Raw genomic sequence first — 17,927 nt, forward strand, 5'->3', positions numbered from 1 at the left:
ATGAAAAGAAGGCCATCGACACAACTAACAAAAATCATCTTGCTGGTGAGCTTTCTCATTCTGTTTGGCCGCTTGTTGTTTGCCGGGATTGCCTCTATTTCTCATCATCAAGAGCGGCGTGAAGCACAACGGGTCGAGCAGTCCGTGGACGGTGAACTCCCTGGCCCTCATGAAACTGACTTTAGCCCCTAAATTTTCGTACTCATGCGTTTGTTTCATAGACACGGACACCACACACTATGCCAGTACCTATCATTCCGGTTTCGTTTTCTGCTGCGGTAAAAAAAAGTACTAAAAATAATGCGAAAAAACTGGCAGAAATCCGCAATCGAATACTTTCTCTATTACTGAATAATAAAGCTTTGGTCGACGGTATTCTTGGCCGTCAGGAAGACCGCGAGAAAATCAGTGATGAGCAACTTGCTGAAAAAACGCTAGAAATCAAAACGCTGCTCGACGATTTACACGCAGCTGACCTTGCCGACTTACTCGAAGCCTTACCCAATGATGAACGTTTGGCATTGTGGCGGTTAGTCAAAAACGAGAAACGCGGACAAACGCTAGTCGAAGTCTCTGAGACAGTGTGGGACACGCTTATCAAAGAGATGAGCGATAAAGACCTGTTAAAAGCGATGCGCACTTTGCATGTCGATGAACAGGCTTATCTGGCCGAATATCTGCCGCGTAACTTGATGGGCCGCTTACTCACCTCACTGGACCCGGATCAACGGGCTAGAGTGCGGGAAGTTATCCAATATGGCCGTGATACTGTCGGTCAGATGATGGATTTCGAACTGGTGACGGTGCGGGCGGATGTCACCCTCGGCACGGTACACCGCTATTTGCGCTATCGGAAAAATATCCCCGATGCTACAGATAAAATCTTCGTTATTGATCGCAAGAATACCTTACTCGGTGAACTGCCTCTGACCGCAATTCTCCTCAACTCACCGGATACGAAAGTATTCCAAGTGATGGAGAGCAACCCGACCACTTTCCAGCCGGAGCAAAAAGCTGAAGATGCGGCGGGTGCCTTTGAACGTTATGACTTAATCAGCGCCGCGGTGATTGATGCCAAAGGCAAACTGATGGGCCGTCTGACCATCGAAGAAATAGTCGACGTGGTCAATGAAGAGAGCGATACCACGTTGAGGCGCATGGGGGGCTTGAGCCCGGAAGAAGACGTATTCTCCCCGGTGGGCCGGGCAGTGCGAACCCGTTGGTCATGGCTGGCAATCAATCTCTGCACCGCGTTTGTGGCCTCAAGGGTCATCGGGTTATTTGAAGATACTATCTCGCAATTAGTCGCATTGGCGGCATTAATGCCGATTGTCGCAGGTATTGGCGGTAATACCGGTAATCAAACCATCACCATGATTGTCCGCGCCTTGGCATTGCACCATATTCAGCAGGGTAATGTGACCTTCCTGATGTTCAGAGAATTGGGTGTAGCACTAATCAATGGTCTGGTCTGGGGGGGGATTATGGGGGTGGTCACCTATCTGCTCTATGGCGATCCGGCCATGGGCGGCGTGATGACATTGGCGATGATGCTTAACTTGTTAATGGCCGCGCTAATGGGCGTCATTATCCCGATGACCATGGCCCGTTTAGGCCGTGATCCGGCTATCGGTTCCAGTGTCATGATCACAGCAATCACCGATACTGGTGGCTTTTTCATTTTTCTGGGACTCGCCACCCTATTCTTAGTTTAATGATTATGATAATAAACAAATAATTAATTGTGCATGGAGTAAGCGAATAACATCCATCCATGCACAGTTATACTAAACTATTGAATATGACCGCATTTCAAATGCAGTATATTTTTATGTGATGGGTTTTCCCTATCATAATCAAAATTCTTGCGAGCAAAATAAGGCGCTATATGGATCTCAGTGCAGCCGAAAAACCAGCTCCTGATAATAAAGCTATTATTCACATTACTATCATCGGCATAGTCGTGTTTTTGCTCGCACTCTTTTGTATCCGTCTTTCTGAACAGTCAGAAAATTTGGCCCCGTTATGGTTCCCGACCGCAGTATTGGTCGTAGCATTATTCCATCTCCCAACACGCTATTGGTCTTGGCAATTATTGGCCGCTGGAATATGTATTGTCGCCGCCAATTTTATTTTATATGGCATCAGTTGGTTCCCACTGCCACTGACATTCATTAACCTCGCGGAGTCGGCCGCTGGCGCGTGGTTACTGCGTAAAATTTTGCAACCCAAAGACCCCCTTAATAACCTTTTTAGTTGGCTAAAATTCGCCCTTTGTACCGTAATTTTGGTTCCGCTGATAAGTGGGTTGGCAGCGGCTTGGTATTTAGCCCCGCAAAACGGCAGCTTTACCCAAGTGCTGACCCTGTGGTTTATGTCCGAAGCCATCGGCATGTTGGCCTTAGGCCCGGTTGGCCTGCTTTATCGCCGCGGTTATTTCAATATCGCAACCAAAACCAAAGCGCTGTTCGATATGACGTGGATAATGATATTCTCGTTAACAGCTTGTTATATCAGCCTAATTTATCTACCTTATCCTTTCACTTTCGTCATTATGACGTTGATCTGGACATCTATCCGCCTGCCCCGTTTTGAGACTTTTACGCTCTGTTTTCTGGCCACATTGCTGATTGCGATGATGATCAATTTCAACCTGTTTACCCTTCAGGCTGACCCCAAACTGTCTATCCAGGCCTTTTCCTTTATCCCATTATTGATGGTGTTGATTCCTCCGCACGCCATGGCCATGGTGATGCACGCCTTTCACATGGAAAAAAAACATATTATTGAAAGTGAAAACCGCTTTCGTAATGCCATGGAATATTCGGCCATCGGCATGGCATTGGTGTCGCCGGAAGGCCAATGGATGCAGGTCAACAAGGCGCTGTGCAAGTTACTGGGTTATCGCCAGGAAATCTTGCTCACACTGACTTTTCAGCAAATCACTTATCCGGAAGATCTCACCGCCGACCTAAAGTTACTCGATGACCTGTATTATGGCCGCATCCCCAGTTATTCGATGGAAAAACGCTATATCCGCAGTGATGGCGAGGTCGTGTGGGCACTTTTAGTCGTGAGCGTAGTACGCGACCATGAGCAACAGCCGCTTTATTACATTTCACAGGTCGAAGATATTAATGACCTAAAAAAGAGTGAAATCGTTAACCGCCGCCTGATGGAGCGCATTACGCTGGCGAACGAGGCCAGCGGAATTGGTATCTGGGAATTGGATATCAGAAAGCAGCAAATCAGTTGGGATAAGCGAATGTATGAGCTTTATCATGTCCCGCTCGACACCCTGGTTGATAATGATATTTGGCAGCAATACATTCACCCTGATGATATCAACCGCGTTAATCGCGAATACAGCGCTGCGCTTAATCAACGCAAACCCTACCGGCTCGAATTCAGATTATTGTTACCGAATGGCGATATTGTTCATTTGCGCAATCAGGCCAATATGGTTTGCGATAAAGAGGGCAATATTCTGCGCCTGATGGGCACCACACTGGATATGACCGAAATCAGAAATCTGACTGAAGCGCTGCATGAAGAAAAAGAGCGGCTACATATCACTCTGGACTCCATCGGCGAGGCGGTGGTCTGTACTGATCAGGATATGAAGATCACCTTTATGAACCCTGTCGCGGAGAAAATGACCGGTTGGGCCAATACCATCGCGCTAGGCCAGCCGGTGCACCATATTATTAAGCTGACCGACGGCGTCGATGGGCCGAAAATTGATAAGCCGATAGAACATTGTCTCACCCATCGCCCATACTCTTCGCTGAATGAGTCGATGGTGTTACATCATCGCGACGGGCATTATTATGACATTCAAGAGTCTGTCGCCCCGCTGAAAACGCTGGAAGGAACTATTGTTGGGGCGGTTTTGGTGTTCCAGGATGTCGGCGAATCGCGCGCGATGATCCGCAAACTCAGCCACAGCGCGTCACATGATAATCTCACCGGCTTGCCAAACCGCGCCAATTTCGACAATAAATTAAAAGCAGCTATCCAGAAAAGTGTCGATTTTGACCAACAACACGCGCTGGCTTTCTTGGATCTGGATTATTTTAAAGCCGTTAACGACACTGCCGGGCACCCTGCTGGCGATGCGCTGCTCAAAGAACTCAGTCAGTTAATGCGTCAGCATTTACGCAATAGTGACTGTGTTGCACGGCTAGGGGGCGATGAATTCGGCTTACTGATGCTTAATTGCACCCTGCCTCACGCCAAAGCGATTACCCAAGGTCTGGTATCCATTATCAATGGCTATCATTTCTACTGGGAAGATAAATTGTACCGTATTGGTGCCAGTGCCGGTGTCACTCAAATCAGTAGCAGCAACAGTCAACGCAGTGAAATTATGGCGCAGGCGGATATCGCGTGTTATACCGCAAAGCACAGTGGGCGCGGTCAGGTTTATCTCTATCAGCCACGACAAAAACAGCTGTTAACCCGCCAGCACCCGCTGATCAGCCGAGAAGATGTCGAAAGTATTCTCCGTGAAAACCAATTATTGCTACAGATAACCCCGACAGCACCACCGAAAACGCCACTATCGGTCTGCTTCTATCAGGTCAGTTTCAAGATTAATCGGCCACAAAATATTGCTCTCAGTCAGTCTGCCTTTGAGGAAGCGGCGGCATTGCATAATTTGCGGCCGGAAATAGACCATTGGATCTGTGAGCAACTGTTAGTCAAGCATGCCCCCACACTACATCACAAAGGGCTATCACTGGCTATCCCACTGTCGGAAGTGGCTCTACTTAAAGAAGATTTCCGCCAGTCACTGCTCATATTCCTGCAACAGACCCCCCTGCCGCCACAAAGTCTCTATTGGATGGTCGACGAATCCACCTTGCTGCAATATCCGTTTGCGATTGGTAATTTCCTCGCCAAACTGCAACAACAGGGCTGCAAACTCATTGTGAAAGAGTTTGGCCATAGCTTGAATGATTTTGAATTATTAGCGGCGCATACTATTGATTATCTTAAATTTAACAGTGACTTAATTGCCCATATTCATATTAATCAAATGGATGAAGTACTGATATCCATCATTAATGGCACGGCACATCGGGCGAAAATCGCCACACTGGCTGGCCCGGCAGAATTACCGCCGATCCTCAGTAAGTTAATTGATATCGGTGTTGATTTAGCCGACGGCGAAACAATTGGCCGCACGCTACCCTTGTCAGAGGCACTTAACCGCGGCATCTCATGATAAAATAGCGCGATAACCTGACTTGACGATTGCCCCGCTGCTCACTCTGGGGTAAAGTCGCCCCCCTTTATTTGGCCTGGGGGCAATTATGTTCATTGGATTTGACTACGGCACAGCAAACTGCTCGGTTGCCGTGATGCGGGACGATGCGCCCGAATTGCTGGTGCTGGAAAATAATGACGTCTATTTGCCCTCTATGCTGTGTGCCCCGACGCGGGAAGCCGTAAGTGAGTGCCTACACCGCCATTGGCAGGTGCCAACAGGCAGTGACGAAAACCAGCAACTATTACGTCGGGCCATGGCGTTCAACCGCGAAGAAGATATTCCAGTCACCGCCGACAGCCTGATGTTTGGCTTATCTGCACTGGCCCACTATATTGAAGATCCCGAAGAAGTTTACTTTGTAAAATCGCCTAAATCTTTCCTGGGTGCCAATGGGTTGAAACCGCAACAGTTGGCGCTGTTTGAGGATTTAGTCTGCGCCATGATGTTCCACATCAAGCGCCAGGCGGAATCTGTATTGTCATCAGAAATTAGCCAAACAGTGATTGGCCGCCCCGTTAACTTCCAGGGTTCCGGCGGGGAAGAAGCCAACCGACAAGCAGAAGGGATTTTACTGCGCGCTGCGCAACGCGCCGGTTTTCGCGATATCGCCTTTCAATTTGAGCCGGTGGCGGCAGGGCTGGATTTTGAAGCCACACTGACGAGTGAGAAAACCGTTTTAGTGGTGGATATCGGCGGGGGAACCACCGACTGCTCAGTGTTATTAATGGGGCCAAAATGGCAAGGTTTAGCCGATCGCCAGCAAAGTCTGCTGGGCCACAGTGGTTGCCGGGTCGGGGGGAATGACCTGGATATCATGTTGGCGTTTAAGCAATTGATGCCGCTGTTTGGTATGGGCGGCGAGACCGAAAAAGGCATTGCGATGCCGTCATTGCCCTACTGGAATGCGGTTGCCACCAACGATGTTCCCGCCCAGAGTGATTTCTATAGCACCGTCAATGGCCGTTTCCTGCGGGATTTAATCCGTGATGCGGCTAATCCACAGCAAGTTCAGCGCCTGTTGAAAGTCTATCAACAGCGTTTGAGCTACCGACTGGTGCGCGCCGCAGAAGAGAGCAAAATTGCACTTTCCGAGCAACAACAAGTCGCCGCGGCACTGGATTTTGTGCAACCGGAGTTAGGGCAAACTATCAATCAGCAGCAGCTTGCTGAAGCTATCGCTCAGCCACTACAGCGCATTCAAGAGCAAGTCAGCCTGGCGCTAGCCACCAGCCACGTCACACCGGACGTCATTTACCTGACTGGCGGCAGCGCGCGTTCGCCATTACTGCGTGCGGCCTTACAGCAGCAATTGCCGGGTATTCCACTGGTGGGGGGCAATGATTTTGGCTCTGTCACCGCCGGGTTGGCGCGCTGGGCACAGACACTTTATCGGTGATGTTTTTATATTGATGTTGATGTTGATGTTGATGTTGATGTTGATATTGATTAAGTGATCGGGTTCGGTTGTTAGAGCACCGGAGCATTGTTTCGGTTGATAGTCATTCAGTGATTACTTAATCCCAGTCGCCGCCGTCCATGGCGGCTCACTCGGGCCATCGTCTTTGTCGGTAATATTCCTGATTGCGCTCAACATCAAAATCAAAACTATGGTTTTGACCTTGATGTTAAAAGCACATTTGAGCCGCCGAGTGAAGAATGAAGGTAGGACGCGAGGCATGGATGCCGAGCGAGGGCCGCTTGAGCATGGATGCGAATCGGCCCGGTCCGTTAGCGAAATGATGAATGAGGGAACCCACGGAGTGGGCAGGCGATACGTGCGAAGCGCGGGATTCCACAAGGGTGCACGCCCGCACCCTTTGGCGGTTGGTTCATCGGGGGATAAGTGAGTTCGGTGCTTTAACAACCGAACCCGATCACTAATCACTAATCACTAATCACTAATCACCAAATCGACTATCAACCAAATCAATGATCAAATACTTAATCAACTAAAACACAAATCACCCCAAACCCTGACAATATTTTCATATTTCCTCCATTTTTATCCGGTAAATCCCCGCTAAACTAGTAACATATCTATACCCGTCATCTTTCAAGATACAGGTGTGTTGGCTGCGTTCAATACTCAGCCCATCCCTGAGCCTCGCCTCTGCGAGGCCGCTGCAAGCAGCCTTCCTGAATCTCGAAATCTACGGGGTATGAATTTTTATTTTTTGCACCTGTGTGCGCATAACAAGATAAACAAAAGGGACTCACCGCATCATGAAAGCTCAAACCAAACGCACTTCCCGATTACTGACTTTATTGGGAATCGTGGTGGCGATTATTGTTGCTGTGTTTGTCTGGCGTCATTTCAGTGCAGCCCCACAAAACAGTGCGCCAGGGGCACAGCAGCATGGCGGAGGCAGCAGCCCCGCACGCGCCGGGGGCCGCCGCAATATGCCGATGTCCCCAGTGCAAGCTGCCACCGCCACCGAACAAACGGTGCCGCGTTATCTCACCGGCTTAGGGACAGTGATTGCCGCGAACACCGTGACAGTCACCAGCCGGGTTGATGGCCAACTAATGGCTATCCACTTTACCGAAGGCCAGCAGGTTAACGCCGGTGATTTACTGGTCGAAATTGATCCGCGCCCTTACCAAGTCCAACTGACTCAAGCTCAAGGGCAGCTTGCCAAAGATCAAGCCACACTGGACAATGCTCGCCGCGATTTGGCTCGCTATCAAAAACTGGCTAAGACCGGCCTGATTTCACAGCAAGATTTGGATACCCAAGCTTCGCTAGTGCGCCAGAGCGAGGGCAGTGTTAAAGCCGATCAAGGGGCGATTGACAGCGCCCAACTGCAACTGACTTATAGCCGCATTACCGCGCCCATTTCCGGTAAAGTCGGGCTAAAACAAGTGGATGTCGGCAACTATATTACCAGCGGCACCGCGACCCCGATTGTGGTTATCACCCAAACACATCCGGTTGATGTGGTCTTTACCCTGCCGGAAAGTGATATCCCCGCTATTATGCAAGCGCAGAAAAATGCAGCGAAAAACAAGACTACCGTGCCGGTTGAAGCCTGGGACCGCACCAATAAACAGATGCTAGCTCAAGGTTATCTGCTCAGTATTGATAACCAAATTGATACCACCACCGGCACCATTAAGTTAAAAGCCCGTTTTGCCAATGAAGACGACGTGCTGTTCCCGAATCAATTTGTCAACGCGCGTATCAAAGTGGATTTACTGCAAAATGCCGTGGTGGTGCCGACGGCTGCCGTGCAAATGGGCAACGAAGGAAGCTTCGTCTGGACATTAAATGATGAGAATAAAGTCAGTAAGCACTTAGTCACCACCGGAATTCAAGATAGTAAACAGGTGGTTATCAGCGCCGGGCTGGATGCCGGTCAGCGTGTAGTGACTGACGGTATTGATCGCCTGACTGAAGGTTTACAAGTTGAAGTGGTGACTCCGCGTTCTGCCGATGCCGACCAAACCGACGCGGCAGAAAAATCAGCTGCGACCGAAAAAGGCACACACCGCCGTGGTGGAAAACCGGCGGCTGATGCACCGGCTGGCACGGCCCCAGCAGTGGAGAAATCCTGATGCAAGTGATGCCTCCAACACCCGGTGGCGGGCCATCACGGCTGTTTATCCTGCGCCCAGTTGCCACCACACTGTTTATGGTCGCCATTCTGTTAGCGGGGATTATCGGCTACCGCGCTTTGCCGGTTTCCGCCCTGCCGGAAGTCGATTACCCCACCATTCAGGTGGTGACACTTTACCCCGGTGCCAGCCCGGATGTAGTGACCTCCTCCATTACCGCGCCATTGGAGCGCCAATTTGGCCAGATGTCTGGCTTGAAACAAATGGCGTCACAAAGCTCCGGTGGCGCGTCGGTCATCACCTTGCAATTCCAGCTCACTTTGCCGCTGGATGTTGCCGAGCAAGAAGTGCAGGCGGCAATTAACTCCGCCACCAACTTGCTGCCAACTGACCTGCCCTATCCGCCGATTTACAGCAAAGTGAATCCGGCGGATCCGCCCATTCTGACACTGGCGGTGACCTCCACCGCGCTCCCGATGACGCAAGTGGAAGATATGGTGGAAACCCGCATTGCGCAGAAAATCTCGCAAGTCACCGGCGTCGGTCTGGTGACCATTTCTGGCGGCCAGCGCCCAGCCGTGCGGGTGAAATTGAATGCCCCAGCGGTAGCTGCTTTGGGGCTGGACAGCGAAACCATTCGCACCGCCATCAGCAATGCCAACGTCAACTCCGCCAAAGGCAGTCTGGATGGGCCCACCCGCTCAGTCACATTGTCTGCCAACGACCAGATGAAATCCGCTGAGGATTATCGCGACCTGATTGTGGCTTACCAAAATGGCGCGCCAGTTCGCTTGCAGGATGTCGCCACCATTGAACAGGGGGCAGAAAATAACAAACTCGCCGCTTGGGCCAATACTGAGCCGGCAATTGTGCTGAACATCCAGCGCCAGCCGGGGGTCAATGTGATTGCCACCGCCGACAGTATTCGCGAAATGCTGCCGGATTTGATCAAAAGCCTGCCGAAATCGGTTGATGTCAAAGTGCTGACCGACCGCACCACCACCATCCGCGCCTCGGTCAGTGATGTGCAGTTTGAATTAATGCTGGCGATTGTATTGGTAGTAATGGTGATTTACCTGTTCCTGCGGAATGCTGCGGCCACCATTATCCCCAGTATTGCCGTGCCGCTGTCACTGATCGGGACTTTTGCGGCGATGTATTTCCTCGGTTTTTCAATCAATAACCTAACATTAATGGCCCTGACCATTGCCACCGGTTTTGTGGTCGATGATGCCATCGTGGTGATTGAAAATATCTCGCGCTATATCGAAAAGGGCGAGAAACCGCTGGATGCCGCGCTAAAAGGGGCCGGTGAGATTGGCTTTACCATTATTTCACTGACTTTCTCATTGATTGCGGTGTTGATTCCACTGCTGTTTATGGGCGATATCGTCGGCCGCCTGTTCCGCGAATTTGCCGTCACACTGGCGGTGGCGATTCTAATTTCAGCCGTGGTCTCCTTAACACTGACGCCAATGATGTGCGCACGGATGCTCAGTTATGAATCCCTGCGCAAGCAAAACCGCCTGTCGCGGGCGAGTGAAAAATTCTTTGATTGGGTGATAGCCCATTATGCCGTCGCGCTGAAAAAAGTGCTCAATCATCAATGGCTAACCTTGGGTGTCGCGCTAAGTACATTGGTGCTGACGGTATTGCTTTACTTGATTATCCCCAAAGGCTTTTTCCCCTTGCAGGACAATGGCCTGATTCAGGGCACGCTGGAAGCGCCACAATCTGTTTCATTCAGTAATATGGCGGAACGCCAGCAGCAAGTGGCCGCGATTATCCTTAAAGATCCGGCGGTCGAAAGTCTGACTTCATTTGTCGGGGTCGACGGCACCAATGCGACCCTCAACAATGGCCGGTTGCAGATTAACCTTAAGCCGTTGAGCAGCCGAGAGGATCGCATCCCAGAAATTATTACCCGCTTGCAGCAAAGTGTGGCCGGAATCCCGGGGATTAAGCTCTATTTGCAGCCGGTGCAAGACTTGACCATTGATACCCAACTGAGCCGCACGCAATATCAGTTCACTCTGCAAGCCACCTCGCTGGAGGAACTGAGCACCTGGGTGCCGAAACTGGTCAGTGAATTGCAACAACAAGCGCCATTCCAGGATGTCACCAGCGACTGGCAAGATCAGGGGTTGGTGGCGTTTGTCAATGTCGACCGCGACAGCGCCAGCCGCTTGGGGATCACCATGGCAGCCATCGACAGCGCGCTCTATAACGCCTTTGGTCAGCGGCTAATTTCCACCATTTATACCCAAGCCAATCAGTATCGGGTGGTGTTGGAGCATGATGTCAAAGCCACTCCGGGGCTGGCGGCCTTCAATGATATCCGCCTGACCGGCAGTGACGGTAAAGGGGTGCCGCTGAGCAGCATTGCCACTATTGAAGAGCGCTTCGGGCCGCTTTCTATCAACCATTTGAATCAGTTCCCATCAGCCACCATCTCATTCAATTTGGCGCAGGGCTATTCTCTGGGGGAAGCCGTCAATGCTGTGACCCAAGCGGAGCAGGCTATCCAACTACCGGCGGATATTATGACTCGCTTCCAAGGGTCAACACTGGCATTCCAGGCCGCGTTGGGCAGCACCCTGTGGCTGATTATTGCCGCGATTGTGGCGATGTATATCGTGCTCGGCGTGTTGTATGAGAGTTTTATTCACCCAGTGACTATCTTATCCACCCTGCCGACCGCCGGTGTCGGGGCATTGTTGGCCCTGATGTTGACCGGCAATGAGCTGGATGTGATCGCCATTATCGGGATCATCCTGCTGATCGGCATTGTGAAGAAAAACGCCATCATGATGATCGACTTTGCGCTGGCCGCCGAACGGGATCAGGGCATGACGCCGTATGACGCGATTTATCAAGCTTGTTTATTGCGTTTTCGCCCAATCCTGATGACCACATTGGCGGCGCTGTTTGGGGCACTGCCCCTGATGCTCAGTACCGGCACCGGAGCCGAACTGCGCCAGCCGCTCGGGGTTTGTATGGTTGGAGGGCTGATTGTCAGCCAAGTGCTAACCCTGTTCACTACCCCGGTTATCTATCTGTTATTTGATAAATTGGCGCGCAATTCCCATGGCAAAAATCGCTATCAGCATCAAGATATTGAGACGTCAGAATTGCCGGATGGGCGGGAACAGCCGTGAAATTCTTTGCTCTGTTCATCCAGCGCCCGGTCGCCACTACCCTGCTGACACTGGCCATCACTCTCAGCGGGATTATCGGCTTTAGTTTATTGCCGGTATCACCGCTGCCGCAGGTGGATTACCCGGTGATTGCCGTGAGTGCCTCCATGCCCGGTGCAGATCCGGAAACCATGGCGTCATCCATTGCTACGCCACTGGAACGCGCCTTGGGAAGAATTGCTGGCGTCAATGAGATGACCTCAACCAGTTCACTGGGTAGCACACGGATCATTCTGCAATTTGATCTCAGCCGCGATATTAACGGCGCGGCGCGTGATGTGCAGGCGGCGCTTAATGCGGCCCAGAGCTTGCTCCCCTCAGGAATGCCCAATCGCCCGACTTACCGCAAAATGAACCCGTCAGACGCGCCAATCATGATAATGACGCTGACCTCGGATACGTTCAGTCAGGGCCAATTATATGATTTCGCCTCAACCCAATTGGCGCAAAAAATTGCCCAAACCGAGGGCGTCAGTGACGTCTCGGTCGGCGGCAGTTCCTTGCCAGCGGTGCGGGTAGAACTGAATCCGAGTGCGCTGTTCAATCAGGGCGTGTCACTGGATGCGGTGCGTCAGGCGATCAGCGCGGCTAACGTGCGCCGCCCACAAGGATCCATTGATAGCAGTGAGCAACATTGGCAGGTGCAGGCCAATGACGAGATCAAAACTGCCGAAGGGTATCGCCCGCTTATCATTCACTACAACAACGGATCGGCAGTGCGGCTGCAAGATGTCGCCAATGTTGTCGATTCGGTGCAGGATGTGCGCAATGCCGGGATGTCTGACGGCAAACCGGCGATTCTATTGGTGATCAGCCGTGAACCGGGAGCGAACATTATCGCCACCGTCGACCGGATTCGGGCGGAACTCCCGGCTCTGCGCGCCTCGATCCCGGCCTCGATTCAATTAAATATTGCGCAAGATCGCTCGCCGACCATCCGCGCCTCGCTGGATGAAGTGGAGCAATCGCTGGTGATCGCCGTGGCATTGGTGATTCTGGTGGTGTTCCTGTTCCTGCGGTCAGGCCGCGCCACCTTGATCCCCGCAGTGGCGGTGCCGGTTTCGCTGATTGGCACTTTTGCCGCTATGTATTTGTGCGACTTTAGCCTTAATAATCTGTCATTGATGGCGCTGACCATCGCCACCGGCTTTGTGGTCGACGACGCCATTGTGGTGCTGGAGAATATTTCCCGCCATTTGGAAGCGGGGGTGAAGCCGATGGTTGCCGCCCTGCGCGGGGTACGCGAGGTCGGTTTTACCGTGCTGTCGATGAGTATTTCTCTGGTGGCGGTGTTTATTCCGCTGCTGCTGATGGAGGGGCTACCGGGGCGGTTATTCCGTGAGTTTGCCGTTACATTGTCGGTAGCTATCGGTATCTCGTTAGTTATTTCGTTGACCTTAACGCCGATGATGTGTGCCCATTTGCTACGCGCCCAACCGGCGGGTCAGCAGCAACGTATTCGTGGTTTCGGCAAAGTGCTTCTGACTATTCAGCAAAGTTATGGCCGCTCACTCAATTGGGTGCTCGGCCATACGCGCTGGGTAATGGTCGTGCTGCTTTCCACGATCGCGCTGAATGTTTGGCTCTATATCAGCATTCCAAAAACCTTTTTCCCTGAGCAGGATACCGGCCGCATGATGGGCTTTATTCAAGCCGACCAGAGTATTTCGTTCCAGGCGATGCAGCAAAAACTGAAAGATTTCATGAAAATTGTCAGTGCCGACCCGGCGGTTGACAATGTGACGGGCTTTACCGGCGGTTCGCGCACTAACAGTGGCTCAATGTTTATCTCACTGAAACCATTGAGTGAACGCAGCGAAACCGCGCAACAAGTGATTACCCGGCTACGCGGCAAGTTGGCAAAAGAACCGGGGGCCAATCTGTTCCTCTCTCCGGTGCAAGATATTCGCGTCGGTGGTCGTCAATCCAACGCCAGCTATCAATTTACGTTATTAGCCGACGACTTAGCGGCTCTGCGTGAATGGGAACCGAAAGTGCGGGCTGCTTTGAGCAAGTTACCGGAGTTAGCTGATGTGAACTCCGACCAACAAGATAAAGGCTCAGAAATGGCGCTGACCTATGACCGCGAAACCATGGCGCGGCTGGGTATTGATGTGTCTGATGCCAATGCCTTGCTCAATAACGCCTTTGGTCAGCGGCAGATTTCTACTATTTATCAACCGTTGAATCAATACAAAGTGGTGATGGAAGTCGCGCCTCAATACACGCAGGATGTGAGTTCACTGGACAAAATGTTTGTGATTAACAGCAACGGCCAGTCAATTCCACTGTCTTATTTTGCTAAATGGCAGCCAGCGAATGCCCCGCTGGCGGTCAATCATCAAGGTTTATCAGCCGCCTCGACTATCTCATTTAACTTACCCGATGGCGGTAGCCTGTCTGAAGCGACCGCCGCGGTTGAGCGGGCCATGACCGAGCTTGGAGTGCCGAGCACAGTGCGCGGTGTGTTTGCCGGTACCGCACAAGTGTTCCAAGAGACACTGAAATCTCAGCTATGGCTGATTATGGCGGCGATCGCCACGGTGTATATCGTGCTGGGAATTTTGTATGAAAGTTATGTTCACCCGCTGACCATTCTTTCCACATTGCCCTCCGCCGGAGTCGGCGCGTTACTGGCGCTGGAACTGTTCGATGCGCCCTTTAGCCTTATCGCCCTGATTGGCATTATGCTATTGATTGGAATAGTAAAAAAGAACGCAATCATGATGGTCGACTTTGCTCTCGATGCACAACGTAATGGCAACCTCAGCGCCCGCGATGCTATTTTCCAGGCCAGTCTATTACGTTTTAGGCCGATTATGATGACCACTCTGGCCGCTTTGTTCGGCGCACTGCCGCTGGTATTGGGCAGTGGAGATGGCGCGGAATTACGCCAACCACTCGGGATTACTATTGTCGGCGGGCTGGTCATGAGCCAGTTGCTCACCTTATATACCACTCCAGTGGTTTACCTCTATTTTGACCGCCTGCGCACCCGCTTTAGCAAAAAACCGTTAATGAGGTTGGAATAATTTATTATGAAAGGCCCAATAGCTTTTAAGTTGCAGCCAACACAGCAGCGGGTTGAAAGATGACGGGTATACGTGCGCAACTGTGGATAGTGGCCTTCGGCTTTTTTATGCAAACGCTGGATACCACCATCGTCAACACCGCCCTGCCCTCAATGGCGGCCAGTTTGGGCGAAAATCCATTACGCATGCAGTCGGTGATTGTCTCTTATGTGCTGACAGTGGCGGTGATGCTGCCCGCCAGTGGTTGGCTGGCTGATAAAGTTGGCGTTAAATGGGTATTTTTCTCCGCCATTATCTTGTTTACCCTCGGTTCATTGATGTGCGCGCAAGCTGGAACCCTGAATGAGCTGATTGCTTCCCGCGTTATTCAGGGAATTGGCGGCGCGATGATGGTGCCGGTGGGCCGTCTGACGGTGATGAAGATCGTGCCGCGCGAGCAATATATGTCGGCGATGGCGTTTGTCACCTTGCCCGGTCAGATTGGACCATTAGTTGGGCCTGCGCTGGGGGGATTTCTGGTGGAATATGCCAGTTGGCATTGGATATTTTTGATCAACCTGCCGGTTGGGGTGGTCGGTGCAATCGCCACTTTATGGCTGATGCCCAATTACACCACCCGCACTCGGCGCTTTGATATCAGTGGCTTTGTTATGCTGGCTATCGGTATGGCAACGCTGACATTAGCATTGGACGGGCACAAAGGACTGGGTTTGCCGCCGCTGGCGATTGTTGGCCTGGTATTGTGCGGAATAGTAGCGCTGGCGGGTTACTGGTGGCATGCCAAAGGTAACCATTCGGCGCTGTTCACACTGCGACTGTTCAACAATAAATCCTACACTCTGGGCCTGATAGGTAGCATGAGCGCCCGTGTCGGTAGTGGTATGTTGCCGTTTATGACGCCGGTTTTCCTGCAAATTGGGTTGGGATTTACCCCATTTCATGCCGGTTTGATGATGATCCCGATGATTATCGGCAGTATGGGCATGAAGCGGGTTATTGTGCGCGTGGTCAACCAGTTCGGCTACCGGCGGGTACTGGTCAGCGCCACATTATTGCTGGCGGTCGTCAGTTTAAGCTTACCCATGATGGCGCTAATGGGGTGGATTTTACTGCTGCCGGTGGTGTTATTCTTCCAGGGAATGCTTAATGCACTGCGCTTCTCGACGATGAATACTTTTACCCTAAAAGACTTACCCAACCGCCTGGCCAGCAGCGGCAATAGCCTGTTGTCGATGGTCATGCAGTTGTCTATGAGCTTAGGGGTCAGTACTGCCGGGATATTACTCGGTGTATTTGCCCACAATCAGGTGGTGACAAACACCCCGGCGACTCACAGTGCGTTCTTATACAGCTATATCTGTATGGCCATCATTATCGCGCTGCCCGCCCTGATATTTAACCGCGTGCCACCGGATACCGGCATTAATCGTAATCTACCCCGCCCGTCCGCGAAACCGGCCAACCGATAAAACAGGTGGAAATATCATGAGAATCGGCATTACCGGAAAACTGTTTATGGCGATATTTGCCACCTGCATGTTGGTGCTCATTACCATGCACTGGGGAATAAGAGCCAGCTTCGAGCGCGGTTTTATTGATTATATCAAGCAAAGTAATGAGCAGCGGATAGCCATGCTAGGGGATGCGCTTGAAGTTCAATACCAACACTACGGTAACTGGGATTTCCTGCGCAATAATGATCAAGTTATTTATCAGATAATGAAATCACTTGAGCAAAGTGGTGATAACAGCCGCAGCTTACCGCCACGCGGTTGGCGTACTCAATTTTGGGTGGTCGATAATCATAATAATCTGCTAGTAGGGCACACCGGAAAACTGCCCAAAGAGGCCAGCAACCGGGCAATAACCGTGAATAAACAAGTGGTTGGCTGGGTGATATCTACCCCACCGGAAAAACTGACCCGCAATGCTGATATTAACTTTGATCAGCAACAACGCCGCACCAGTTGGATTATTGTCGCCTTGTCGACCTTATTGGCCGCTGCGGTGACCTGGATTTTATCTCGCGGTATGTTGGCTCCAGTAAAACGCTTAGTGGAAGGGACTCATCGGCTGGCTGCGGGTGATTTCAGTGCGCGCGTGGCCGTCAGTAGCCGCGATGAATTGGGCCGTTTAGCGCAAGATTTTAACCAGTTAGCCAGCTCACTGGAGAAAAACGAACAAAATCGGCGTGACTTTATGGCCGATGTCTCCCACGAGTTACGCACCCCGCTGGCAGTATTACGCGGCGAACTGGAGGCATTACAAGATGGCGTGCGCGCACCAACCCCCGATTCATTGATTTCGCTACAAGCCGAGGTCGGAATATTGACCAAACTGGTCAATGACTTACACCAACTGTCACTCTCTGACCGGGGAGCATTGGCTTATCGTAAAACCCAACTGGATGCCGCTCGCCTGTTACAAATTGCCATTGCCAGCTTCCGTGGCCGTTTTGACAGCAAAAACATCACTATCACCGCCCACTTGCCTGAACATGCCGTGATGTTTGGCGACCCCGACCGGCTAAATCAGCTGTTTCACAACTTGCTGGAAAACAGCCTGCGCTACACCAACGAGGGTGGGCAATTAGAAATCAGCGCTCAGTTGGCAGAAAATGCCCTAACGCTCTGCTGGCAGGACAGTAAACCGGGTCTTAGCGATGAGCAGTTACAACGTATTTTTGAGCGTTTTTACCGCACGGAAAGCTCGCGTAACCGCGCCAGTGGCGGGTCAGGGCTGGGCTTGGCGATTTGCCACAATATTGTCGATGCGCATGGCGGTAAAATCAGTGCCGAACATTCACCTATGGGCGGCCTACAGATTACGGTAGTATTTCCGCTATTCCATTCAATAGGGTAATTCATC

At 51.5% G+C, this 17,927-nt stretch carries 9 protein-coding genes; all 9 read left to right on the top strand.

Annotated features, from left to right (window positions below):
• The 9 genes from DX162_RS00230 (at position 1) to baeS (ending at position 17,921) form a co-directional block, all read left to right on the top strand.
• Complete coding sequence (locus DX162_RS00230) at positions 1–192, top strand: YfgG family protein (RefSeq protein ID WP_004391272.1); 192 nt, start codon at positions 1–3, stop codon at positions 190–192.
• A 47-nt stretch (positions 193–239) separates the two neighbouring features.
• Positions 240–1,715, top strand: a complete 1,476-nt coding sequence (gene mgtE / locus DX162_RS00235; protein ID WP_004391271.1) for a magnesium transporter — start codon at positions 240–242, stop codon at positions 1,713–1,715.
• 173 nt (positions 1,716–1,888) lie between these two features.
• Positions 1,889–5,230, top strand: a complete 3,342-nt coding sequence (locus DX162_RS00240; protein ID WP_004391270.1) for a diguanylate cyclase — start codon at positions 1,889–1,891, stop codon at positions 5,228–5,230.
• Between the two features lie 88 nt (positions 5,231–5,318).
• Positions 5,319–6,671, top strand: a complete 1,353-nt coding sequence (yegD, locus tag DX162_RS00245) for a molecular chaperone (protein WP_004391269.1) — start codon at positions 5,319–5,321, stop codon at positions 6,669–6,671.
• 827 nt (positions 6,672–7,498) lie between these two features.
• Positions 7,499–8,830: an MdtA/MuxA family multidrug efflux RND transporter periplasmic adaptor subunit gene (locus DX162_RS00255; protein ID WP_032820142.1), complete on the top strand. Its 1,332-nt coding sequence runs from the start codon at positions 7,499–7,501 to the stop codon at positions 8,828–8,830.
• Positions 8,830–11,988 carry an MdtB/MuxB family multidrug efflux RND transporter permease subunit gene (locus tag DX162_RS00260; RefSeq protein ID WP_004391268.1) on the top strand — a complete coding sequence of 1,053 codons (3,159 nt, stop codon included), beginning with the start codon at positions 8,830–8,832 and terminating at the stop codon, positions 11,986–11,988. The genes DX162_RS00255 and DX162_RS00260 overlap by 1 nt, the downstream gene beginning before the upstream one ends.
• A complete protein-coding gene (gene mdtC / locus DX162_RS00265; protein WP_032820140.1) occupies positions 11,985–15,059 on the top strand; it encodes a multidrug efflux RND transporter permease subunit MdtC in 3,075 nt (1,024 codons plus the stop codon). Before DX162_RS00260 ends, mdtC begins: the two co-directional genes overlap by 4 nt.
• A gap of 59 nt (positions 15,060–15,118) precedes the next feature.
• On the top strand, positions 15,119–16,528 hold the full coding sequence (mdtD, locus tag DX162_RS00270) for an MFS transporter (protein WP_004391266.1): 1,410 nt from the start codon (positions 15,119–15,121) through the stop codon (positions 16,526–16,528).
• Between the two features lie 16 nt (positions 16,529–16,544).
• Positions 16,545–17,921, top strand: a complete 1,377-nt coding sequence (baeS, locus tag DX162_RS00275; protein ID WP_004391265.1) for an envelope stress sensor histidine kinase BaeS — start codon at positions 16,545–16,547, stop codon at positions 17,919–17,921.
• Positions 17,922–17,927 lie beyond the last annotated feature (6 nt).

It is taken from the genome of Yersinia kristensenii, assembly GCF_900460525.1.
In the GTDB taxonomy this organism is placed as follows: Bacteria; Pseudomonadota; Gammaproteobacteria; order Enterobacterales; family Enterobacteriaceae; genus Yersinia; species Yersinia kristensenii.